Genomic DNA, 22298 nt, shown 5'->3' with positions numbered 1-22298 from the left:
TATTATGCAAAAGATAAAGCATACCTATCAAAATAATGTCAGCTACCCTTTATCTTTGTAGCTATATCTATCAAACATAAACACATTTCTATGAAATTGACTTTTATACCTACTTTATGTATTTGTCTCTTCCTAACATTTTTCGCCAATGGGCAATCATTAAACAAAAATCAAATAGGAGTAGAGCTTGCCGGGAATAATATTCTCTATAGTCTTTATTATCAACACAACATTCCCATACAGAAACATTATTTAGGGTTAAAGTTTGGTGTTACCCCATATTTTCCAGGATATAGTAGCGCCGTAAATGGCGAAGTAAATACCACTTTTGGAAATACTAACAGATGGTTTGTTGGTGCAGGCTATAGTCGAATTAAGTTTGATGAAGACCATTTTAAAAGTGGAGGAGTAAAGGCTGATAATGATATTCCACTTGAAATGTTAATGCCCCAAATAGGCTATCAAGTTTTGACGAGTAATCAACAAAACTTTTGGAGATTCAGTATGATAGTGCCAATTCAGGTAAGTAGTAAAGGGAGCACAGAGTTGGTAGTGCCAGTATGGGGATCAATTTCATTTGGCTGGATTTTTAACTAAGATTTCTAAAAAAAATACTTTTGCCATTGTTGATGTTTTTAGCACCAACAATGGCATTTTTTATTTCTTAAAAGTAAATTCAGACGTTTTACCATTCTCAATACTTCCAAATTTCAATTCTCCATTGCTACTGGTATATCTCAAATATCCATTTTGCGGGCTACTTGTTGTACCTACTTCAATAAGATTAAAAGTATCTCCCGATTTCGTAATATTAAGTTCAGCACTTTCCGAATCAAGTGTATCAGTAACGATTACTGTTTTTAATATAGCGCTAACTTTATTAACACCAGTTGCTTTGAATTTTAAATATAAAGCAAATTCAGGGTCGCCAATTAAACTAACGGTTTGTCCGTCTTGAACGACAGCGGTAGCTTTCCAAGTGCCAACGAAAGTACTTGTGTAATCTGGCGTAGGTTCATCATCTTTTTTACAGCCAGATATTGTAAATAGAACTACTAAGAGTAATAAAGTTAATTGTTTCATGTGTATGTTATTTTAATTGTTTACGTAAAACTAATGAGGAGAATAAACAGAGTCCGTTTATTCTTGGTCTATTTGGGAAACGGTATTGTTATATTTAGAATATAATTTTTTAAGATAAGTTTAAGAAATAATAGATTCTATTTGGTATTACTTTACAGGATGTCTTTCATTATACTTTTTAATGATATAAAGTTGTCTATCTGTGTTTCGTTTTCCTGTTTCAGAATTATATTCTGTTAGTAGATCAGGGTCATCTATTAAGATTTGATTAATCATTTTAGGGCTTACTTGTTGAATTAACCCTGTTCTACTATCCAGAACAACGCAATCAACATCTTTTGAAGCACTATAAATCAGTGTACCTGCAAGACCAAAAGCCGCCTGCACCGCAGTTCTTGTAGCTACCTCTCCACTATCATAAAAATTATCTTTCCACGCAATAAATGTCCCTTTCTCGAAAACTTTAGAATAATATCTTGCAGGTTGGTAGTTCTGGGCAAAGATGAAAATATTTTTCCCATCAGAATAAGCAAAAAATGAGCCTTTAATAAGCTTTCCACTCACCAAAGAACGTAATTTTAATCTAGTAGAGTCTTTATAAAAATCTTCACGAACGTCATTAGTAATTGAAGGGCGATTAGCTTTTAACTCATCGAAGGTTCTAAAAATTCCCTTTCTAGGATGAGAACAAGTAAATATATTATCCTCTTCGGTTGTACTCAATTCATAATTAGTAATTGTTAAACCATCTTCTTTCATGAATTTTTCTTTTTGTAAATCCACATCGCTATAATAAGCGATTTTGCCTTCTGGATTTACCAAGAAATCATTTAGTTTTTCGAGTGATTTTTTTACTCCATCTCTAATTCTATAAGTATGGGCAGCGGTTACATCCATACCTCCACTTTCTTCAATAATCTCTGAAGAAAAAGTAGGTTCTAACTCATTATTAGCATTTAATTTATAGAATATGATGGTCATTTCAAGCCGTCCCTTCTCACTTGAAAAGGTTGTCCATTCTGATACGGTAAGGTCTTTAATTTCAACTACTATAGGTATTAATTTTTCATCCATATTGATGTTTAAAAGGCTTGCTTCAAATAAGTTAGAGAAGTACGTTATCGTTCCGCCTTCTAAAACTGCTTGCACTTTCCTATTTGCCATTCCTTTTTGAACAATACCTACATTGCTAGTGTCTTTTCTGCTATCAATAACATTTGAGATAAAAAAGGGGCGATTGGGAATGCTAATTAAGTCTCTTTGTGAAGTTCTTAATTTAATGATATGTTTGTCTTGACTGTAGGTAAAATGAAAAATAATAGAGCAAAGAAGCAGAAGAGAGAATTTTTTCATAGTAATGAATGATTTGTTTTATTTGGATGTATTTTTTTAATTAAAATTGCTTGAATATATAATCAGTTATTTTTCCTGTTTCCAATTGCTTCCATACAATATTTTCAACTTTTTCTTAAAGTCATTAGAAAGTACTTCTTTCGCCTCTGTGCCTTTTTCTATTTCAACTTCAAATAGAACTAACTCATCCTTGCTGTCAAATAAATTATTCTTATCACTATCTTTTTTAAGGGTCAATAAAACTTTATTGGTTGCATTGATAAATTGCCAATGTTGAAGGTCATAATTTGCAGGAGAAATCTGCCTGAAATACTTTCCTGCTTTATCTGAAACAAATAGATATTGTGGGTCTGTTTGGCTTAAACTTTTGTCCTTATTATAATCATCCGAAATGACAGTATAGAATAAGTATCGCTTTGATTGTTGTTTAAAAAACATTTGTCCATCAGAGCTGTAATTGATGTTATAATTAGGTTTTTCAATATTGATTAACATTTTCTTGTCAGTCAATAAATGATGTTCGTTTGTCTTACTATTTAAAAAAATAATATTCCAGAAACGACTATTATCCCTTGATAAATACGAAGAACTATTGGAATTGCTTTCGTCGCTTCCTAGTGAAAGTGGAAGCATCATAATCCCAGAACTATCAATTTCCATGACATTCATTCCTTGAATGTTTAAGGTATTGGTAGGGTCAGTTAAAATAGCAAGAGAATCAACTTTAATGCTGTCTGCTTTTGAATGGTTTTGAGTTTCTTGTTGCTTTTGTTGACACGAAGAGGCTAAAAATAGAGCTGTAGATAGGAATAAGTTGTATCTGAGCATGGTACCGTAGTTTTTAAGTGTATGTCTGTCTAAACTGTTTGTTGCTTTTCTTTATATTAGAATTGTAAGAACTAGCTTTTATTCTTAGAATATTTAAATGAAGCACTGGCAAAGATAAGTGAATCAGAAATACTACAAAGGAGTATTGATGAAGATTTTAATAAGTTTTTGTTATGAAGTATTAAAAACGAAAAAAGGAAATCCATCGAAATGAATTCCCTTTTTATAATGACTGAAATCTGTGGACTAAATGCCTTCTAAATCACTGGTGTGGCAAATATTCTTACATCTTCTAGTGTAATTAAATCATTACACATAATCACTAATCTTTCCACTACGTTTCTAAGTTCACGAACATTCCCCGTCCAAGGTAAAGTTTGCAAATACTCCATTGCTTCTTTTTCTATTTGCTTACTCGACTGCCCGTACTCATTAGCCACATCGTCTAGGAATTTATCAACCAATAATGGAATATCGTCTGGGCGTTGTTTAAGCGGTGGGACATAAATCGGAATGACACTTAAACGATGGTATAAATCTTCACGGAAACGTCCTTCTGCAATTTCAACGTGTAAGTTTTTATTGGTCGCTGCAAAAACTCTCACATTTACTTTGATTTCTTTATCACCACCCACTCTGGTAATTTTACTTTCTTGTAAAGCTCTCAATACTTTTGATTGTGCCGAAAGCGACATGTCTCCGATTTCATCCAAGAAAAGCGTTCCGCCATCAGCCTGTTCAAATTTTCCAATTCTTTGTTTAACGGCAGAAGTAAACGAACCTTTTTCATGTCCAAACAATTCAGATTCTATCAGTTCAGAAGGAATTGCCGCACAGTTTACTTCAATTAAAGGCATGGTAGCACGGTTACTTTTTTCGTGCAAACGTTTCGCAACCATTTCCTTTCCAGCTCCGTTGGGTCCAGTAATTAATACTCTTGCTTCTGTAGGACCAACTTTGTCTGTAATATCTTTTACTTTTTGAATAGCGATTGATTCCCCTACAATTTCATTCAAGCGGTAAACCTTTTTCTTCAAAACTTTCGTTTCAACAATCATTTTCCCACGTTCAATGGCATTCTTTACTGTTACCAAAAGGCGATTCAAATCGGGTGGTTTCGAAATAAAATCAAAGGCACCACGCTTGGTAGCTTCAACGGCTGTCTCTACATTTCCAAAAGCTGAAATCATGATAAATTGCGTAGAACGACCCATTTCGGTTGCTCTTTGCAATAATTCTAGTCCATCCACTTTAGGCATACGAATATCACAAAGTACCACATCGTAGTCGTTCTGTTTGAACATCTCTAATCCTTGTTCACCGTCACTTGCTTCGTCGATGTTATAGCCTTCATATTCCAGAATGTCTCGTAGCGCACCTCGAATTGCTTTTTCATCATCAATAATTAATAATTTCGCCATGAATTGGAATGGGGGATATTTTGAGCAGTCTTAATTTGTAAGGGTTATTTTGTTGTGAATTTAAGAAGGAAATTCTTACAAATAGTTAAAAATGCCTTTTTTACTTCGCTATTTACTTCAAATTTATTAATAAAATTGCAGAATTTGCATCAAGAATTAAATTTGGTGCTTCCTTTTCTTGCAATTTTATGCGTCAGTTAAATTCAATTCCACACGATTAAGGATTTCTTTCCTTAAAAATTCATTGTTTTTTGTTTTGAGTCACCTAGCCGACAATGTGATGGTTCTGAGATTTTCAACTTTGTAAAGTAATCTAAAGAACTAAACAATGAAACAACTATTCATCTTTTGTCTAAACATTATTTTACTGAGTTCTTGCGTGAAAAACATAGAACTTCTTCCTGTCAATAATATTCTTAGTCCTGTAATACAAGAAGGCAAAGAAGAAGCTACAGGAATGTTTATAAATGGAGTTCATGCGGTTTCTGGAACGGTGAAGGTAATCAGCGATAGCAAAATGCCTGATAAAAAATACCTTTCTTTTGAGAATTTTAAAACTGACGAAGGTCCAGATTTATACATCTATCTGGCAGAAGATACTCGTTCAAGTAATTTCACGACGGTGATAAAATTAGATAAAACAGGCACATTCGTGTTGGAAATTCCCCAAGAAGCTAGGCTCGATAAACAACAATATGTATTGGTTTGGTGCAAACGATTTGGGGTGCTTTTTGGCAGTGCAAAACTTTCTCAGTGAAATTTTTCAATGAAATAATTAAATTTAAGCATAATGAAAAAAATATTTGTATGTTTATTGTTGAGTCTTGTTAGCATCAAAGGTTTTTCGCAAGGCTATGAAACCTCTTATAAAACAACTGATTTAGCTTTAGCTGCTGGCAAAGGATTTTCTTCGGCAATGTCCTTTACTCAAATGTTTGGTGTCGGCAAATCTTATCGTTTCAAAATTGGATATGGCGTTCGGCTAAGTTCTTTTTGGGCTAACGATATTCAAACAAGAACAGCTCCCGCAAGTTTAACATCAGGTAAAGCTAGTTTTGCGGCACTCGTTTCGGAAGATATTATAGCCAATATTGATACTTTTTCTTTGAAAAAAGTACAAGTAAATGCCTTAAACCTGTCTATTAATTTACAATACGCATTTAGTTCAACATTTGAAGCAGGAATTAATATTGATGCCATTGGTTTCACTTTCGGAGGCAAACAATCCGGAAATTTAATCGCTAAAGCATCCAAACGTACATTTGTTGATGGGAGTACCGTTTCGGAAGCAAAGCCAACAAACTTTAATTTGTTATTAGTAAGTGATTCTGATTTTGGAAGTTTAAATTCAGAAGTATTTCTTCGATATTGGCTGAATGACAAAATCGGTATTCGTGGAGGTTTAAGTTTCTTGTTTGCTGAATATACTTCCGACAAAAAAGTAGCTGTAGCCAATCAACAAAACGACCGATGGCGTTATAAAAGCCTTTTGCCAATGTTGGCAGTTAGCTATAAATTCTAGACATTATGAAAAAAATCTTAATTTGTTTACTCTTCGTAAATATCATCACGAACAGTTTTGCGCAACAATGGCGACCAGTAACTGCTGGGGTTTCTTTTAAGATAAAAATGCTAGGTTCTACCGTCGATGGTAAATTCAAAGGCTTTATGGGCGTCATAAAATTCGATACCAAAGATTTAAACAATGCAAGTTTAGTCGCTTCCGTAGATGTCAATACTTTAGATACCGAAAACAATTTAAGAAATAGGCATTTGAAAGAAAAAGAAGATTTTTTCAATGTAAGTAAATATCCAGCCATCAAAATGAAATCAACCAAAATAGAAAAAGTAGGAGATACTTATATTGGCTATTTTGATTTGACGATGAAAGAAACCACTAAAAATATTAAAGTACCTTTTACTTTTAAACAAGATGGTAACAACGCTACTTTTTCAGGAAGTACCACCATCAATAGAAGAGATTGGGAAGTAGGAGGAGGAACGTTAGGATTGAGTAACGAGGTGACTTTTACCATTTTAGTAAATGCCATTGCTCAATAAGTTGAAATAATTCAGGAGTAAGATAATAATACAGTCAAGGTTACACATTGCTTTTCAATTCAGAAAATATAAAAATATGCTTCAGAAAATAAACATTGATATTATCGAACAGCTAAGCGATTTGCTGGAAGATTTAGATAATGTAGTGTACAAAGAAAGTTTAGCCCCTTTACACTATCATTCAGTTGGGCAACATGTTAGGCATGTTACAGAATTTTATCTCTGTCTTTTAAAAGGTTACGAAACAGGCGAAGTAAATTATGATGCTCGCCAAAGAGATTTACGCATAGAAGTAGATAAAGATTTTACGTTAGAAGTATTGGAAAATGTAACAAATCACTTAAACTTTTACCAAAACGATAAACAACTAATATTACAAACAGCTTTTGGTTTAGAGGAAGCGATAAACATTCCTAGTAGTTTTTTCCGTGAACTTACTTATTTGATAGAACATACCATTCACCATTTGGCAATTATCAAAATTGGTTTGAATGAAGTATATCCTGAGATTCAAATTGCTCCAGATTTTGGCGTGGCTCATTCCACCATCAAGCACCGCAACATGCAGAATGCTTGAAAATAATTTTAAAATCCTTTGAATATCAAATAAGTATTAGGAATAAGTAAATTGCAAAAACCTATAAGGATTTGATGTTAAAGCTCTTATTGTTAGATAATTATATGAATCCTTATAGGTTTGACTAAATGAATGACTGTATTTTAATACTTTAAATAGCTTGTCGGCTTACTCAAAATTCATCATTCACAATTCATCACTCTTACTTAAAATGTGCGTACTTACTTATTTACCCAAGCAAAATGGTTTCTTTTTGACGAATAATCGAGATGAAACCCTTGCTCGCCCGAAAGCCATTCCACCCAAGAAATATATAATTAATGGAAAACAAGTGTACTTTCCGAAAGACACACAGGCGGGAGGAACTTGGTTGGCTACTTCTGATGATTTTACATTGTGTCTATTAAACGGTGCTTTTGAAAAACATCAATCTAAGCCTCCATATCGACAAAGCAGAGGACAAATCATCCTTGATTTCTTTCAATACGATTCCGTCGATACTTTTTTAGGAGAATACAATTTTGAAAGAATTGAAAACTTTACGCTGATTATCATTCAAAATATTGATGATACAGTAAATATTTACGAGTTTCGTTGGGATGGAAAAAGATTACATCGTGCCGAAAAAGATAGTCTTTTGCCACATATTTGGTCGTCGGCTACTTTGTATAGTGATGAAATTAGGCATCAAAGAGAACAATGGTTTACTACTTTTCAGGAACAATTTCCAGCTTGTAGCGCAGAAGATGTACTTAATTTCCATTTAAATGGTGGTACTGGCGACAATCATAATGATATGCGAGTAAACCGAAATAATGAATTGGTGACACAATGCGTTTTTCAGGTAGTTAAACAAAATCATTATTTGTCATTTTCCTTTCATGATTTACTTTCTGAACAAGCATTGAGCTATAGAGTACTCTAGTTTTTCAATAATTCTCTAAAAGCTTCAATGCTTAATTCTCCTAATATTCGCCCCTTTACTTGAATAGAAATATCATCCTGATTTTTAATTAATTGAAGTCTTCCTTTGAATAGCCTTGCATCATTTTCTTCCAGAAATTGATTCAATTTTTTCTTGCTTTCAATTCTACAGACATATTCTTCGTCGTTATTAAAAACAACTAATCTAAGTTTTTCCTGATGTGGAAAAATGTTGAATGTGAAAGCGGGAGATTGTTGTATCATAATGCTTAAAGATTGTGCTTATTAGATATGTCAACTTTCCAAAAGTTATCATATCTAATAAGCTGAACCATATAATAATAAACATTTAGGATGGAAATTTGTTAACCTTCTTGGATAATGATTGAAAACAAATGAATTTAATTATTTTTCCGCTTAAAACTAAAACAAAAAAATACCGATAAAAATGAATACACCTAAAACTACAGCCCAGCAGTCACTTTTACTTACTTTAGTTTTGATTGGTTGGTTTGCTCTTATTGCTCAATTATATATTCAACTTGGTAGTTCTCATGCCAGTACCATCGAATTAACCATTAGATATTTTAGCTATTTTACCATCCTTTCTAATTTGTTGGTCACCATTTCAGCGACAGTTTTACTGTTGAATCCTACAATTTCATTGACTAGTTTTTTATCAAAGCCCCAAACATTAACGGCTATTGCAGTGTATATCTTGATTGTATGTATTATCTATAATGCAGTACTTCGCTCTATTTGGCAACCTGAAGGTTTACAAAAAGTAGTAGATGAATTACTACATTTAATTATACCGATACTCTATGTTATTTTTTGGTTTGTGTATGTGAATAAAAGCCAACTGCAATGGAAAGATTTTCAGGCGTGGTTAATTTTTCCTTTGATATATGTGACTTTTATTTTGCTTCGTGGGGAATTATCGGGCTTTTATCCTTATCCATTTATGAATGTAACTAAACTTGGCTATCAGCAAGTATTCATCAATGCTTTTTTTATTACGCTTGCTTTTATGTTTGTCTCCCTAATTTATATTGGCATTGCCAAAATGAAAACAAATAAGAGACAATAATGAATAGGCTAGTTTATTGTAAGTGTTTTTTAATCCCGAAGGGATGTAAGGATTATAGCCAAGGAAATCCTCAAAGACTAAAACCCTGAAACATGAGTCATCCCGAATTTTCTCTTTAAAAAGCACATTTGAAAAGATTTCATTTTTTTGGATTTATTCTCGTCCTTACTTTTTGCCTTGATGCAAAAAGTAACCGCAGCGGCGGCCGCAAAAAAATCAAGAATTCCTAAACTCGCTTCGCTCAAACAGTAGGAATTCGTTACTCATCAATCATAAAAAAGCGCTCAAAATTAGCTTTTTGACCGCTTTTTTATGATTTTAAAATTCGGGATGACTCATGTTTCAGGGTTCTGTAAACAACCTTTCAAACATTGCTATAATCCTGACATCCCTTCGGATTTAGGGAAATCATCGTAAAAAGTTGTCAAAGCTAAATTTAGAATATTATTTGGTTTATAGTTCATTGTTGAATGAAAAACCAAACGAAACCTATCTCCGAGATAGGATTTTCCATCTTTTTGATAAGTTGTCCTATCTCTGAGATAGGTTTTCCCATCTTTTTGATAGCTTGTCCTATTTCTGAGATGGGTTTTTCTATGTTTTTGATAGGTCGTCCTATCTCTGAGATTGTTTTTCTTATCTTTTTAATAGGTTGTTCTATCTCCTGGAAAGCTTGTCCTATCTTTGGGAATTGAGATAGGTCGTTGCATTATTTCTTCCTCATACCTCAATACAGCAAGAGTACTTTTCCCTTAATATTTCTCCTTTAAAAGCATAAAAATAATAAGTCAATAAGGCTTTTTTGTAACTTCGGGCAAATAAATATTAAGCTCGATAAAATAAACAAGGTTGTTATGTAGGTTAAATAACTGAGTACATAAATATCTGTCATCCAAAACGCACAATTCCCAATTAATAACTCTTACTTATACCATCTATGAAAAAATTAAGCCTTCGTCTATTTGTTAGTTTTGTTGTGGTTGCTACATTGATTACATCTTTTGCAAGTTTTGCTCAACAAGACCAACAGTATATTACTTATCCAATGATGCCCCTGAACGTCAATCCAGCTTATGCGGGTAGTCGTGAAGTAGTGAGTGTGGCTGCTTTATATCGTCGTCGTCCGCTTTTTAGTACCGTTGGAGCGGCTTCAACCAATCAGCAATATTTTAATTTCGATATGCCCATTGCTCAAGATAAAATGGCAATTGGTTTTCAAGCATACAATGCCGAACAATTGATTGGTACAAATACAGGAGGAATTATCGGGAATTTAGGATTGTATGGAGACTTTGCCTATCGTTTTGTTTTACCTAATGATGGCAAATTAGCCTTGGGCGTGCAAGCAGGCGTAACCCAAGTACCTGCTTATATTTCTTCAACTGGAGGAGGCGTTGGTAGTACTAATTTTAATGCAAGTATTGGTTTGGGTGTGTATTATCATAATGATGATTATTATGCGGGACTTTCCATGATGAATTTGAATGCTGATAAAACCCAATTTAGTCAGCCTACTTTTCTAACCGCAGGTTATGTTTTTCATTTCGACGACCAAGTACAATTAAAAACAGGTGTGTTAGTCAGACGACTTTCAAATGCGTATAGTACTCAAACTGATGTTGACTTTAACGCAACGGCATGGTTTAATAACCGATTTGGTTTAGGGCTTTGGTATCAGAACACAGGTTCGGAATTTTCGGAGAAAGCTTTTTTAGGTTCTTTGCAGATTCAATTCAGTAAAATTCAATTAGGATATGCTTATGACTTTAAAGGTAATCCAAACGGAGCGGTCGGAGCGAAGGAAGGCTTTCATCAAATTATGTTACGTTATGAATTTGATTCAGGTAATGGGAAGTCGGGCGTATTTAGGTATTTCTAAGTCAGAAAGTAGGAGTTCATTTGTAATAATGAAGCAAGAAATTTCAGGAAAGTACAGGAATCTCAAAAAAGCTGAACGAATAGTGTAAAATAATTAACTTTTGAAGTTATTATTGTACTTTGTAAAGAAATATACCCTTTTGGAATCATTAAAAGCTGTGCTATATAAATTTGGCATTCTTTCAATAAAAAACAAATAAATTTTATGTTTTAATTTGAAAGCATAGCTTAACTTTGCCTTGGAATAAAATAAGTACAAAAAAGAAAACAAATAACGATAGTCCCAATTTTGGTTACGTCACATTATAATGGATCAATTTTCATACATTGCCAATGCTGATACGGCAGCGATTTCTGACCTTTATGAGTCATATTTAAAAGACCCTAATTCGGTAGATACAAGTTGGCAAAACTTTTTCAAAGGTTTTGATTTTCACGCAAGTTGGAATAACGCAGAAGGCGCATCCAACGGAATAAAAAGTGGAGGCACTTCTTCGCCAGATAGTTCAACGGTTCAGAAAGAAATGGCTGTAATTAGCTTAATTAAAGCCTTTCGTTCACGTGGACACCTTCTCGCAAAAACCAATCCAATCCGTAATCGTAAAAACCGTCAGCCACGTTTGGATTTGAAAGATTATGCTCTTTCAGAAGCGGATTTAGATACAAATTTTCAAGCTGGAAATTTCTTGGGTATTGGTGCAGTTTCATTGCGCAAAATCATTGAGTCATTGAACACGATTTATGCGGGTTCAGTAGGTTTTGAATATGCTTATATCCGTGAGCCAGAAGTAAAAGAATGGTTACGTGCTAAAATCGAAAGAGAGGCTTTAGCGTTTAATCCTTCTTTGGATGAAAAGAAACAAATCTTAACGAAACTGAATGAAGCGGTAGTTTTTGAGAACTTCTTGGGAACCAAGTATTTAGGTCAAAAACGTTTTGGTTTGGAAGGTGGCGAAAGTACTATTCCTGCTTTAGATGCTATCATCAATCGTTCTGCTGAATTAGGCGTAAAAGAAGCCATGATTGGTATGGCACACCGTGGTCGTTTGAATGTGTTGGCTAACATCATGCACAAATCTTACGATGCTATTTTTGATGGTTTTGAAGGAAATCTTCCAGACCAAATTCATGGCGATGGTGACGTAAAGTATCACTTAGGATATTCATCAAAACATATTTCTCCATCAGGTGTTGAAATTTCATTGAAATTAGCACCTAACCCTTCACACTTAGAGGCTGTAAATCCATTAGTAGAAGGTTTCTGTCGTGCAAGAGCTGATGCTCATTACGATGGAGATTATGATAAAATATTGCCAATTTTGATTCATGGAGATGCTGCCGTTGCTGGACAAGGTATCGTTTATGAAGTAACACAAATGGCAAAACTAAAAGGTTATGAAGTAGGTGGAACTATCCACTTTGTGATTAATAACCAAGTAGGTTTCACGACTGATTTTGAAGATGCACGTTCGTCAATCTATTGTACAGACGTTGCTAAAATCATTGATGCGCCAGTATTCCACGTAAATGGGGACGATCCAGAAGCTGTAGTTTTTGTATCGAAAATGGCAGCAGAGTTCCGTCAGCAATTCAACCGTGATGTGTTTATTGATATGGTTTGTTACCGTAGAAATGGACACAACGAATCTGACGAACCTCGTTTTACGCAGCCAACACTTTACGCAAACATTACGAATCACTTAAATCCAAGAGAATTATATACTCAGAAATTAATTGCTCGTGGTGATATTGAAGCGAAGTTGGCTTCTGAAATGGATTCAGAATTCAAAAGTGAATTACAAGCTCGTTTGGATTTAGTAAAACAAAAGATTCGTCCAGAATATCATCCATTAAAATTGGATAATCGTTGGGCTGAATTACGTTATGCTGGATTAGCTGATTTTGATAATTCGCCAAATACAGGAATTGCCAAAGAAACAATTGATAAAATTGCGGTGGCGCTTTCAAAATTGCCTGCTGGTTTTAGTGCCTTGAAGCAAATTGAAAAAGTATTAGCTGACAGAAAAGGTTTCTTTGATAATGGCGTATTGAACTGGGCAACTGCTGAAGCTTTGGCTTATGGTTCTATTCTTTTAGAAGGAAATGCTGTAAGAGTATCAGGACAAGATGTACAGAGAGGTACTTTCTCTCACCGTCATGCTGTTTTACATGATGCTAATACGAATGAATCATATACTTCACTGAATTATATTGAAGAAGGACAAGAGCAATTACAAATCTATAACTCATTACTTTCAGAGTATGCAGTATTAGGTTTTGAGTTTGGTTATGCTTTAGCCAACCCGAATGCTTTGGTAATTTGGGAAGCTCAGTTTGGTGATTTCTCAAACGGAGCACAAACTATGATTGACCAATTTATTGCTTCTTGTGAATCTAAATGGGGAACAATGAATGGTTTGGTAATGCAATTGCCACATGGTTATGAAGGACAAGGCCCAGAACATTCAAATGCTCGTCCAGAAAGATATTTACAATTAGCTGCAGAAGAAAACATCATTGTAACTAACCTTACAACACCAGTCAATCTTTTCCATGCTTTGCGTCGTCAATTAGCTTGGGAATTCCGTAAGCCATTGGTGATGATGTCTCCAAAATCTTTATTCCGTCATCCAAAAGTAGTTTCTCCAATCAGCGATTTTACAGATGGAAAATTCGAAGAAGTTTACGGAGATACTTTTGTAGATGCTAAGAAAGTGAAGAAAGTATTACTTTGTTCAGGTAAAGTATATTTTGATTTGTTAGATAAACAAGCAAAAGATAATCGTACAGATGTAGCCATCGTTCGTTTAGAACAATTACAACCTTTCCCTGCTAAAAAAGTTCAGGCTGAATTAGACAAATATCCAAAAGCAAAAGTGTTCTGGGTACAAGAAGAACCAGAAAACATGGGATATTGGTCGTTCGTCATTCGTGAATTTGGTTGGAAACCATTTGAAGGATTAGTAGCTCGTAAAAAATCAGCTTCACCTGCTACAGGTTTCTTGAAAATTCATAATGAAGAACAAGCAGCTTTAGTAGAAAGAGCATTCTCATAAATTTAACCGATGTAGATTACTGATTCTAGGATGAGTAATCTACATTCTTTTTATATTATTATCTAAGTATTTTAATCATATAGTTTTGGTTTTTAGAGGTATCAGCATTCTAAAATCTAAATTCTAAATTATAAAATCAGAATATGGCAATTGAAATGAAAGTACCGCCAGTAGGCGAGTCAATAACAGAGGTAACTATCGCCGCTTGGAATAAAAAAGACGGAGATGTTGTTAAAATGGATGAAGTTTTGTGTGAATTAGAATCAGACAAAGCCACCTTTGAACTCCCTGCCGAAGCAGAAGGCGTCTTGAAAATCGTTGCAAAAGAAGGTGACACTTTGCCTATCGGTGCTGTTATCTGTATTATTGAAACAGTTGGTGGACAAACTGCTGTTGCACCTTCAGCTCCAGTTGTTGAAGCAGTAGCTGCTCCTGCGGCTGCACCAGTAGCAAGTGCAGAACCTGCAAAAACGATTGAAATCAAAGTTCCAGCTGTTGGTGAATCAATCACAGAAGTAACAGTTTCTTCTTGGAACAAAAAAGAAGGAGATTCAGTAAACATGGACGAAGTACTATGTGAATTAGAATCTGATAAAGCAACATTCGAACTTCCTGCTGAAGCATCAGGAACATTACATATTGTAGCCGAAGCTGGTACAACATTGCCAATCGGTGGCTTAGTAGCAACTATTACAGTGGGTGCAGGTTCGGCAGTTGCAGCAGCAGCGCCAGTAACATCTGCCCCAGCTCCAGTAGCATCAGCTTCTGTAGAATCATCTTCAAGCTATGCGGCAGGTCATGCTTCACCAGCAGCAGCGAAGGCATTAGCTGAAAAAGGAATCGACCCTGCAACTGTTCAAGGTTCAGGCGTAGGTGGAAGAATTACGAAAGAAGATGCACAATCAGCTCAAAAACCAGCACCAGCTCCAGTGGCTGCACCTGCTAAAGCAGCAGAGCCAGCACCAGTAGCTTCTGCTTCAGGTAACAGAGTTGATAGAGCTGAGAAAATGACTTCTTTGCGTAAAACAGTAGCTCGTCGTTTAGTTCAAGTGAAAAACGAAACAGCGATGTTAACTACTTTCAACGAAGTAGATATGAAGCCAATCATGGATCTTCGTGGAAAATACAAAGATAAATTCAAAGAGAAACATGGTGTTGGTTTAGGCTTTATGTCGTTCTTTACAAAAGCTGTTTGTGTTGCTTTAAAAGAATTCCCAGCAGTAAATGCTTCAATCGATGGCGATTCAATTATCTTCCATGATTATTGTGATATTTCAATTGCCGTTTCTGCTCCAAAAGGATTAGTTGTTCCAGTAATCAGAAATGCAGAACAATTATCTTTAGCAGGAATTGAATCAGAAGTAATTCGTTTAGCTTTAAAAGCAAGAGATAATAAATTGACTTTACCAGAAATGACTGGAGGTACATTCACAATTACTAACGGTGGTGTATTTGGTTCAATGTTATCAACGCCAATTATTAACGCTCCACAATCAGCAATTTTAGGGATGCACAATATCGTAGAACGTGCTGTAGTAATTGGTGGACAAGTAGTAGTTCGTCCGATTATGTATCTTGCTCTTTCTTATGACCATAGAATTATTGATGGTAGAGAATCAGTTTCATTCTTGGTAAGAGTAAAACAACTCCTTGAAGATCCAACACGTTTATTGTTAGATGTATAGCATTTTATAAATCAATTGAGACACCCCAAAGTGTCTCAATTGATTTAATAATATATAATCTTTTTCTACTCAATGTCTAACTACGAATATTCAACCTTCAGTATTTCTATCAATGCAGATGAGCCAGAAGAATGGGAAGACTATGAGGAAATTGACGAAAAGTTTCTTGCTGAGACGCTCAATAAAGCAGCTAGAAGTGGATGGGAACTTGTTAGTATTATTCCTGTTGTAGTAAAAGGAACTACTGTTCAGGTAGTGATAACTTATAAAAGAACAGTGTTTTAGTAGATTCATTTCCCTTTTTATATCAAAATCAATTTAAGTAATTAAACTTGTTGGTTATCAGTAAATCGCTGAATACCCAAAGCTCATAATATGCAATACGACGTAATAGTAATCGGTTCTGGTCCGGGTGGCTATGTAGCTGCAATCCGTGCCGCACAATTAGGCAACAAAACTGCCATCATTGAGAAATATTCAGTTTTGGGAGGTACTTGCCTGAATGTAGGTTGTATTCCTTCAAAAGCACTTTTAGATTCTTCAGAGCATTTTCATAATGCTGCTCACACTTTTGCAGACCACGGTATAGAAATCTCTGCTCCGAAAATTAACATCGAGCAAATGATTAATCGTAAGTCGGGTGTGGTGAAGAAAATGAACGATGGTATCAATTTTTTGATGAAGAAAAACAAGATTACTGTTTACAATGGTCTTGGGTCATTCGTTGATAAAAGTACTGTGAATGTTGCTAAAGCGGATGGTACTTCTGAACAAATTACTGGTAAAAATATCATCATTGCTACGGGTTCAAAACCAACAGTTTTACCTTTTATTCCAGTTGATAAAACAAGAATCATTACTTCAACAGAAGCTTTGAACTTGAAAGAAGTTCCAAAACACTTAGTGGTAATTGGTGCAGGAGTAATCGGAGCGGAGTTAGGTTCGGTTTATGCTCGTTTGGGTGCTAAAGTAAGTTTTGTAGAATTTGCTGATTCGATGATTCCTACGATGGATAAAACGATGGGTAAAGAATTACAAAAAGCTGTTAAGAAATTAGGGGCTGATTATTACTTCTCTCATAAAGTTACAGGTGTTGTAAACAATGGAGATGATGTAACAGTAACAGCAAGAAACTCAAAAGATGAAGAAGTACAAATCACAGGTGATTATGTATTGGTTTGTATCGGTCGTCGTCCATATACAGATGGTTTAAATCTTGAAGCTGCAGGTTTAACAACTGAGCGTGGCAAGATTGAAGTAGATGAACATACTTTGCAAACAAAAGTACCGGGAATCTATGCGATTGGTGATGTGATTCGTGGAGCAATGTTGGCACACAAAGCTGAAGAAGAAGGCGTTTTTGTAGCAGAGACTATCGCAGGACAAAAACCACATATCAATTATAATTTGATTCCGGGTGTTGTTTATACTTGGCCAGAAGTAGCTTCTGTAGGTAAAACCGAAGAAGAATTGAAAACTGCTGGAAAAGCTTATAAAGTAGGTTCATTTCCATTCAAAGCTTTAGGTCGTGCTACGGCTTCTGGCGATACCGATGGTTTAGTAAAAGTATTAGCTGATAAAACGACAGACGAAATCTTGGGCGTACATATTATCGGTGCAAGAGCAGCCGATATGATTGCAGAAGCAGTAGTTGCGATGGAATATCGTGCAAGTGCTGAAGATGTCGCAAGAATGTCTCACTCGCACCCAACTTATACGGAAGCGATGAAAGAAGCTTGTTTAGCAGCTACTGAAAACCGTGCAATTCATTCGTAATTCAAGAAAAAATGATAAAAATCAAAGGCTTGGAGGGTTGTCCCTCCAAGCCTTTTTTGTTAGCTTTGGGGAAATTAACCAAAAACAATCATGAAAACATCATCTTTAAATTTCATTTCCTTTTATAAATACACGTTTCTTTTTATAGTAACCTTATTTTTTAATGCTTGTTCAACCAAGCCAAATCAAGAAAGTAAAGTAGATTCTTCAGTTATTATTACCAAAACTAAGAAAGAAATTATTACCAGAAACAGTACTGAAAAAAGTGTAGGAATGTTTTTGGAAGATATTCTAGCTTGTGTAAGTTTTGATGGATTAGTCAAAAAATATGGCGAAGCAAATGTAAAAAAAGAAGTAATGATAGAAACTGGCGAAGGACAGTTTAAAGTAACGAAGCTTTTTCCTGATACAGAAAAAGAAGTAGAAATCTATTGGAAAGATGGCAAAGAGTATCAGCAAATTCAGGATGTAATAGTAAGAGTGCGTTTTACCAAAGATGAAAAAACTGATTTAAGCTCGCCTTGGTCTTCAAAAGATGGAATTCATCTTGGTATGCCATTGTCTGAGATTGTTCAGTTGAATGGAAAAACATTTACCATTACTGGTTTTGGATGGGATTTAGGCGGAAGTGTTGTGAGTTGGGAAGGAGGAAAGTTAGCCAATAAAAATATTAATCTTCGTTTCAATGATTTTTCTGATAATAACGGTGGATTAACAGATGCAGAATTTACGGCGATTTCAGGACAGTTAGAATTTGATGTTTTGCACGCTTCTATTAAAAAATTAAACCCTTTGGTCGATCAAGTTTCAGTTTTTATCAAGCCAGAAATCAGTAAAGATTTAGGGCAAAAAATGGTGAAAGAAGTAGAGGCAAAGCAGGTGAAAAAGTAGATTTTAGCTTTGAGAAGTGGCTATGAGCCTTTAAGATATAATTTCTATTAGGGTGTGACTTAAGTCGCACCCTAATAGAAAAATTTGAAGGAATCGTTTTTATGTGTGATTTTTATTCTTTTATTTAAACAAACTCAAAGCTGACAGCTATTTAAGTTTTTCATTCTCCAAATGCCGAGTAGCATCACGCTTTGTTTTCTTGTCGAGGTTTTTTTGTAAAGCTTCGGTGAGATTAATTCCTGTTTGGTTAGCCAAACAAATCAGCACAAATAAAACATCTGCCATTTCATCACCTAAATCTTTGGCTTTGTCAGATTCTTTTTCGGATTGTTCACCATATCTACGAGCGATAATTCTGGCTACTTCTCCAACTTCTTCTGTAAGCATTGCCATATTAGTTAGTTCATTAAAGTAACGAACGCCAATGGTTTTTATCCAATTATCAACAGTACTTTGTGCTTCTTCTATTGTCATTTTTGATGAATGGTTTTATTGAAAAAACTACCCATAAATCCACCAAACAAACAAGGTAATGGTGAAATATAAGTAGAGAATTGATTGATATTAGGAAACTTGGCTGATACACCCAATAATTGTGCAATAAAGAAACCTGCAAAAATTCCAGCCGTCAATTGTATGGCAGAAATCCAGCCTTTTTGTGGTTGTAAATAGCCCAATAATAAAGCAGAAAGTAATATGACAAAAAGTGGCCAATGTACCACATCAGCATTTAGATTTACCACAATAATGATGATGGTAGCAATTAGCGTAAAGATGGTATTTCGTATCATTTTAAACGACTTAATTCTTGTTTTTTGAATCAATAATAATGGTAACTGGTCCATCGTTAACGAGCGATACTTTCATATCAGCACCAAATTCGCCAGTTTGTATATCCTTTCCCAAGTCTTTGGATAATTGCTTAATCATTTGTTCGTATAAAGGAATGGCAATTTCTGGTCTTGCGGCTTCAATAAAACTTGGTCGATTTCCTTTCTTGGTACTTGCATGCAAAGTAAACTGACTGATTAATAAAATATCACCATTTACAGATTTTAGGTCAAGATTCATTTTTCCTTCTTCGTCCGAAAAAATCCTCATGCCAACAATTTTCTTTGAAAGCCATTCTACATCTTCTAGGGTATCTTCATGAGTAATGCCTAACAAGATTAAAAAACCTTTTTGAATACTGCCCTTTATTTTATCTTCAATTTTTACAGAAGCTTCCGAAACTCTTTGTATTACTGCAATCATTTTAAGAGTTGTGAATTGTGAATGCCAAGTTGTGTGGTTTGTTGCTTAAAGTGTTGATATTCAATTTTTTGTTATGGGAATTTGAATCTTTTCAAAATTTACAACTTAATTACATCAATAAATAAACAATCAATAAATACACGCCATAGCCCAATAAATCGTTTGTAGTGGTAATAAATGGACCTGAAGCGATAGCTGGATTAATATTAAATCTGTTCAAAGCCAATGGTGTAAGCGTACCCATGAACGAAGCTAGAAGGACCACAGAAAAAAGAGAAAGAGAGACTGTAAGTGATAAATCGACGTCTGCACCATCAACGGCAAGTGAACCGAAAAATGCTACCACTCCTGCAAGTACTGCATTCAAAAGTGCTACTTTTAATACTTTCCAAAGACGTTCGCTCAGTGGAATATCAATACCAGATTTATCAGCCAAACTTTGAACAATGAGTGAAGATGATTGAATCCCAACATTTCCACCTGTTGAACCAATCAGTGGAATAAAGGCTGAAACGGTAGCTGTGATTTGAATGATGTTTCCAAGACTTGCAATTAATTTTGCCGCTAAAAAACTACCGAACATACCAACAATGAGCCATGGCAAACGAGAACGTACCAAACGCCAAACGCTGTCATCTTCCTCAACATCTTCCGAAATACCCGTCATTGCTTGTACGTCTTCTTGAGCCGATTCTGTGATAAAATCGACCACGTCATCAATCGTAATTCTACCCAATAATCGCCCTTGAATATTCACAACTGGTACTGCTTCTAAATCGTATTTCTGCATGACATCGGCTACTTCTTCACCTTTGGCAGTTGTTTTTACAGAAACAATATTTTCATCATAAATATCAGCGACTCTTGCACCTCTTTTGGCAAGAATAATTTTCTTTAAAGAAACTCTTCCTAATAAAATACTTTCATCATCCACCACATAAACAGAAGATACGTTTTCAACATCTTCGGCTTGTCTTCTAATTTCTTCGATACATTCTGTAATTGATTGCTTAATGTTAATTTTGATTAACTCTTTTTGCATCAAACCACCCGCAGAATCTTCATCATAGTGCATCAAATCGTTGACAAAACGAGCTTGTTCTCTGTCTTTCAACAAACCAATAATGTCCTCCGAAATATCTTTGGGTTGTTCATTCAGAATATCAACGGCATCATCCGAATCCAACACATCAACGTATTCTGCAATTTCCATTGCCGTAAAATTCTTGAGGAATTTTTTACGGTCATCAGCGTCAAGATTTGTGATGATTTCAGCACCAAGCTTTTTATCCAATAATCTTACCAAATAATGAGCTTCTTCGCCTTCCAATTCATACAAAATATTGGTAATATCGGCAGGATACAATTCGCCCATTTCAGCAATGATTAACTCATTTTCTTGCTGATTGATGGCCGTTTGTATTTTCTCTAAATATTCCTTTGTGAGTTCAAAAGGAGTAAGTTCAAAAGGTTGTTGATTAGTTGGTTCCATGATTTTGTCGTCACAAATAATACTATTTGACTTGACTATATAATTTAGAGGCTGCTATTCAATAATCGGATTGTTTGCTTCTGCTAATCTAGTCAATTCCAGAAAATCAGCCACAGATAATTGTTCTGCACGTTTATTCAAAAATGGATTTTCAGGTAATTGTAAAGCTCTCAAAGCATTTCGGAGTGTTTTTCGGCGTTGATTAAAGCCCATTTTTACAATGGCTTTAAATTTACTTTCTGATACTCCTAAATCAGATACATTATTTCTTTTCAGACGAATTACACCAGAATTTACTTTTGGTGGTGGCGAAAATACTTCTGGTCCTAATGAAAAACAATATTCAATATCATAGAAAGCTTGCAGTAATACGCTCAAAATACCGTAATCTTTATTGCCCGGTTTTGAGGCAATTCTTACCGCTACTTCTTTTTGAAACATTCCTGCTATTTCTGGAACAAAGTCTTTGTAATCAAGTACTTTGAATAAAATCTGAGAAGAAATATTATAGGGAAAATTTCCAACGATTCCGAATTTTTTACCGCCGAAAAAAGTAGATAAATCTAAATGCAAAAAATCGGCTGAATGGATTCTGCCTTGTAATTGTGGATAATGTATATTGAGGTATTCTACAGATTCTCTGTCTAATTCAACAACGGAAGTTTGGTATTCGGTATGTTGTAATAAATATTGAGTAAGTACGCCCATTCCCGGACCAATTTCCAGTACTTGGTCATAACCGCCATGAAGCGACATCAACTCTACAATTTTCTGTGCTGCCTCTAAATCTCTTAGAAAATGTTGCCCTAGACTTTTTTTAGCTCTTACGTCTTTCAATGATTCTGTCGTTGGTTTTTGGATGATAAATAATGTTAAAAAGACTAATGAATTGCTTTTATTCCTTAAAATTACGCCGTTTTTTGTACTTT

The 22298-nt window shown here is 34.8% G+C and carries 23 protein-coding genes; 13 read left to right on the top strand and 10 right to left on the bottom strand.

Annotated elements, in window-relative coordinates; all coding sequences use genetic code 11:
• Positions 1–90: 90 nt before the first annotated feature.
• Positions 91–597: a hypothetical protein gene (locus ABID42_RS15025; RefSeq protein WP_367284358.1), complete on the top strand. Its 507-nt coding sequence runs from the start codon at positions 91–93 to the stop codon at positions 595–597.
• A 60-nt stretch (positions 598–657) separates the two neighbouring features.
• On the opposite strand, the gene ABID42_RS15020 is transcribed toward ABID42_RS15025, so the two are convergent.
• The 4 genes from ABID42_RS15020 to ABID42_RS15005 all read right to left on the bottom strand — a co-directional run bounded on the left by ABID42_RS15020 (position 658) and on the right by ABID42_RS15005 (position 4685).
• Positions 658–1083: a hypothetical protein gene (locus ABID42_RS15020; RefSeq protein WP_367284357.1), complete on the bottom strand. Its 426-nt coding sequence runs from the start codon at positions 1081–1083 to the stop codon at positions 658–660.
• 147 nt (positions 1084–1230) lie between these two features.
• Positions 1231–2436, bottom strand: coding sequence for a DUF6563 family protein (locus ABID42_RS15015; RefSeq protein WP_367284356.1), 1206 nt, complete (start codon positions 2434–2436; stop codon positions 1231–1233).
• Between the two features lie 66 nt (positions 2437–2502).
• Complete coding sequence (locus ABID42_RS15010; protein ID WP_367284355.1) at positions 2503–3264, bottom strand: hypothetical protein; 762 nt, start codon at positions 3262–3264, stop codon at positions 2503–2505.
• A gap of 257 nt (positions 3265–3521) precedes the next feature.
• Positions 3522–4685: a sigma-54-dependent transcriptional regulator gene (locus tag ABID42_RS15005; protein ID WP_323255081.1), complete on the bottom strand. Its 1164-nt coding sequence runs from the start codon at positions 4683–4685 to the stop codon at positions 3522–3524.
• A gap of 328 nt (positions 4686–5013) precedes the next feature.
• Between ABID42_RS15005 and ABID42_RS15000 the strand changes: the two genes are divergently transcribed.
• The 5 genes from ABID42_RS15000 (at position 5014) to ABID42_RS14980 (ending at position 8248) form a co-directional block, all read left to right on the top strand.
• Positions 5014–5442, top strand: coding sequence for a DM13 domain-containing protein (locus tag ABID42_RS15000; RefSeq protein ID WP_367284354.1), 429 nt, complete (start codon positions 5014–5016; stop codon positions 5440–5442).
• Between the two features lie 33 nt (positions 5443–5475).
• Positions 5476–6207 carry a hypothetical protein gene (locus ABID42_RS14995; protein WP_367284353.1) on the top strand — a complete coding sequence of 244 codons (732 nt, stop codon included), beginning with the start codon at positions 5476–5478 and terminating at the stop codon, positions 6205–6207.
• Between the two features lie 5 nt (positions 6208–6212).
• Positions 6213–6746, top strand: coding sequence for a YceI family protein (locus tag ABID42_RS14990; protein ID WP_367284352.1), 534 nt, complete (start codon positions 6213–6215; stop codon positions 6744–6746).
• A 76-nt stretch (positions 6747–6822) separates the two neighbouring features.
• Positions 6823–7323, top strand: coding sequence for a hypothetical protein (locus ABID42_RS14985; protein WP_367284351.1), 501 nt, complete (start codon positions 6823–6825; stop codon positions 7321–7323).
• A 211-nt stretch (positions 7324–7534) separates the two neighbouring features.
• Positions 7535–8248 carry an NRDE family protein gene (locus ABID42_RS14980; RefSeq protein WP_367284350.1) on the top strand — a complete coding sequence of 238 codons (714 nt, stop codon included), beginning with the start codon at positions 7535–7537 and terminating at the stop codon, positions 8246–8248.
• Here ABID42_RS14980 and ABID42_RS14975 read toward each other — a convergent pair.
• Positions 8245–8511, bottom strand: a complete 267-nt coding sequence (locus tag ABID42_RS14975; protein WP_367284349.1) for a hypothetical protein — start codon at positions 8509–8511, stop codon at positions 8245–8247. The genes ABID42_RS14980 and ABID42_RS14975 overlap by 4 nt on opposite strands.
• Before the next feature lie 184 nt (positions 8512–8695).
• Here ABID42_RS14975 and ABID42_RS14970 point away from each other — a divergent pair, with 184 nt between their 5' ends.
• The 7 genes from ABID42_RS14970 (at position 8696) to ABID42_RS14940 (ending at position 18623) form a co-directional block, all read left to right on the top strand.
• A complete protein-coding gene (locus ABID42_RS14970; protein ID WP_367284348.1) occupies positions 8696–9337 on the top strand; it encodes a Pr6Pr family membrane protein in 642 nt (213 codons plus the stop codon).
• Positions 9338–10274: 937 nt separating this feature from the next.
• On the top strand, positions 10275–11216 hold the full coding sequence (locus tag ABID42_RS14965; protein ID WP_367284347.1) for a PorP/SprF family type IX secretion system membrane protein: 942 nt from the start codon (positions 10275–10277) through the stop codon (positions 11214–11216).
• A 307-nt stretch (positions 11217–11523) separates the two neighbouring features.
• Positions 11524–14271, top strand: coding sequence for a 2-oxoglutarate dehydrogenase E1 component (locus ABID42_RS14960; RefSeq protein WP_367284346.1), 2748 nt, complete (start codon positions 11524–11526; stop codon positions 14269–14271).
• Positions 14272–14414: 143 nt separating this feature from the next.
• Positions 14415–15956 (top strand): 2-oxoglutarate dehydrogenase complex dihydrolipoyllysine-residue succinyltransferase, encoded by a 1542-nt coding sequence (gene odhB, locus ABID42_RS14955; protein WP_367284345.1) that lies wholly within the window; start codon positions 14415–14417, stop codon positions 15954–15956.
• 72 nt (positions 15957–16028) lie between these two features.
• Positions 16029–16241, top strand: a complete 213-nt coding sequence (locus tag ABID42_RS14950; RefSeq protein ID WP_367284344.1) for a DUF4177 domain-containing protein — start codon at positions 16029–16031, stop codon at positions 16239–16241.
• Positions 16242–16331: 90 nt separating this feature from the next.
• On the top strand, positions 16332–17732 hold the full coding sequence (lpdA, locus tag ABID42_RS14945; protein WP_367284343.1) for a dihydrolipoyl dehydrogenase: 1401 nt from the start codon (positions 16332–16334) through the stop codon (positions 17730–17732).
• Between the two features lie 90 nt (positions 17733–17822).
• On the top strand, positions 17823–18623 hold the full coding sequence (locus tag ABID42_RS14940) for a hypothetical protein (protein WP_367284342.1): 801 nt from the start codon (positions 17823–17825) through the stop codon (positions 18621–18623).
• Positions 18624–18770: 147 nt separating this feature from the next.
• On the opposite strand, the gene ABID42_RS14935 is transcribed toward ABID42_RS14940, so the two are convergent.
• The 5 genes from ABID42_RS14935 to rsmA form a co-directional block, all read right to left on the bottom strand.
• On the bottom strand, positions 18771–19097 hold the full coding sequence (locus ABID42_RS14935; protein ID WP_184132504.1) for a nucleotide pyrophosphohydrolase: 327 nt from the start codon (positions 19095–19097) through the stop codon (positions 18771–18773).
• Complete coding sequence (locus ABID42_RS14930) at positions 19094–19414, bottom strand: hypothetical protein (RefSeq protein WP_367284341.1); 321 nt, start codon at positions 19412–19414, stop codon at positions 19094–19096. Before ABID42_RS14930 ends, ABID42_RS14935 begins: the two co-directional genes overlap by 4 nt.
• 10 nt (positions 19415–19424) lie before the next feature.
• The gene (dtd, locus tag ABID42_RS14925) at positions 19425–19877 is read right to left on the bottom strand and encodes a D-aminoacyl-tRNA deacylase (protein ID WP_367284340.1); all 453 of its coding nucleotides are present in this window, start codon (positions 19875–19877) and stop codon (positions 19425–19427) included.
• Positions 19878–19986: 109 nt separating this feature from the next.
• Positions 19987–21369: a magnesium transporter gene (gene mgtE / locus ABID42_RS14920; protein ID WP_367284339.1), complete on the bottom strand. Its 1383-nt coding sequence runs from the start codon at positions 21367–21369 to the stop codon at positions 19987–19989.
• Between the two features lie 54 nt (positions 21370–21423).
• Positions 21424–22206 carry a 16S rRNA (adenine(1518)-N(6)/adenine(1519)-N(6))-dimethyltransferase RsmA gene (gene rsmA / locus ABID42_RS14915; RefSeq protein WP_367284338.1) on the bottom strand — a complete coding sequence of 261 codons (783 nt, stop codon included), beginning with the start codon at positions 22204–22206 and terminating at the stop codon, positions 21424–21426.
• Positions 22207–22298 lie beyond the last annotated feature (92 nt).

The sequence above is a fragment of the Arcicella rosea genome, from assembly GCF_040543805.1.
Lineage (GTDB): Bacteria > Bacteroidota > Bacteroidia > Cytophagales > Spirosomataceae > Arcicella > Arcicella rosea.
Note: the sequence above shows the minus strand (reverse complement) of the source record. Positions and strands in the feature narration are given on the sequence as shown.

Coding starts and splice junctions, on each gene's coding strand:
- ABID42_RS15015 (WP_367284356.1), bottom strand. CDS start 2,436: ATGAAAAAATTCTCTCTTCTGCTTCTTTGCTCTATTATTTTTCATTTT.
- odhB (WP_367284345.1), top strand. CDS start 14,415: ATGGCAATTGAAATGAAAGTACCGCCAGTAGGCGAGTCAATAACAGAG.
- mgtE (WP_367284339.1), bottom strand. CDS start 21,369: ATGGAACCAACTAATCAACAACCTTTTGAACTTACTCCTTTTGAACTC.
- ABID42_RS15010 (WP_367284355.1), bottom strand. CDS start 3,264: ATGCTCAGATACAACTTATTCCTATCTACAGCTCTATTTTTAGCCTCT.
- ABID42_RS14940 (WP_367284342.1), top strand. CDS start 17,823: ATGAAAACATCATCTTTAAATTTCATTTCCTTTTATAAATACACGTTT.
- ABID42_RS14975 (WP_367284349.1), bottom strand. CDS start 8,511: ATGATACAACAATCTCCCGCTTTCACATTCAACATTTTTCCACATCAG.
- ABID42_RS14930 (WP_367284341.1), bottom strand. CDS start 19,414: ATGATACGAAATACCATCTTTACGCTAATTGCTACCATCATCATTATT.
- lpdA (WP_367284343.1), top strand. CDS start 16,332: ATGCAATACGACGTAATAGTAATCGGTTCTGGTCCGGGTGGCTATGTA.
- ABID42_RS15005 (WP_323255081.1), bottom strand. CDS start 4,685: ATGGCGAAATTATTAATTATTGATGATGAAAAAGCAATTCGAGGTGCG.
- ABID42_RS14965 (WP_367284347.1), top strand. CDS start 10,275: ATGAAAAAATTAAGCCTTCGTCTATTTGTTAGTTTTGTTGTGGTTGCT.
- ABID42_RS14960 (WP_367284346.1), top strand. CDS start 11,524: ATGGATCAATTTTCATACATTGCCAATGCTGATACGGCAGCGATTTCT.
- ABID42_RS15025 (WP_367284358.1), top strand. CDS start 91: ATGAAATTGACTTTTATACCTACTTTATGTATTTGTCTCTTCCTAACA.
- ABID42_RS14995 (WP_367284353.1), top strand. CDS start 5,476: ATGAAAAAAATATTTGTATGTTTATTGTTGAGTCTTGTTAGCATCAAA.
- ABID42_RS14950 (WP_367284344.1), top strand. CDS start 16,029: ATGTCTAACTACGAATATTCAACCTTCAGTATTTCTATCAATGCAGAT.
- dtd (WP_367284340.1), bottom strand. CDS start 19,877: ATGATTGCAGTAATACAAAGAGTTTCGGAAGCTTCTGTAAAAATTGAA.
- ABID42_RS14990 (WP_367284352.1), top strand. CDS start 6,213: ATGAAAAAAATCTTAATTTGTTTACTCTTCGTAAATATCATCACGAAC.
- ABID42_RS15020 (WP_367284357.1), bottom strand. CDS start 1,083: ATGAAACAATTAACTTTATTACTCTTAGTAGTTCTATTTACAATATCT.
- ABID42_RS14970 (WP_367284348.1), top strand. CDS start 8,696: ATGAATACACCTAAAACTACAGCCCAGCAGTCACTTTTACTTACTTTA.
- ABID42_RS14985 (WP_367284351.1), top strand. CDS start 6,823: ATGCTTCAGAAAATAAACATTGATATTATCGAACAGCTAAGCGATTTG.
- ABID42_RS14980 (WP_367284350.1), top strand. CDS start 7,535: ATGTGCGTACTTACTTATTTACCCAAGCAAAATGGTTTCTTTTTGACG.
- ABID42_RS14935 (WP_184132504.1), bottom strand. CDS start 19,097: ATGACAATAGAAGAAGCACAAAGTACTGTTGATAATTGGATAAAAACC.
- ABID42_RS15000 (WP_367284354.1), top strand. CDS start 5,014: ATGAAACAACTATTCATCTTTTGTCTAAACATTATTTTACTGAGTTCT.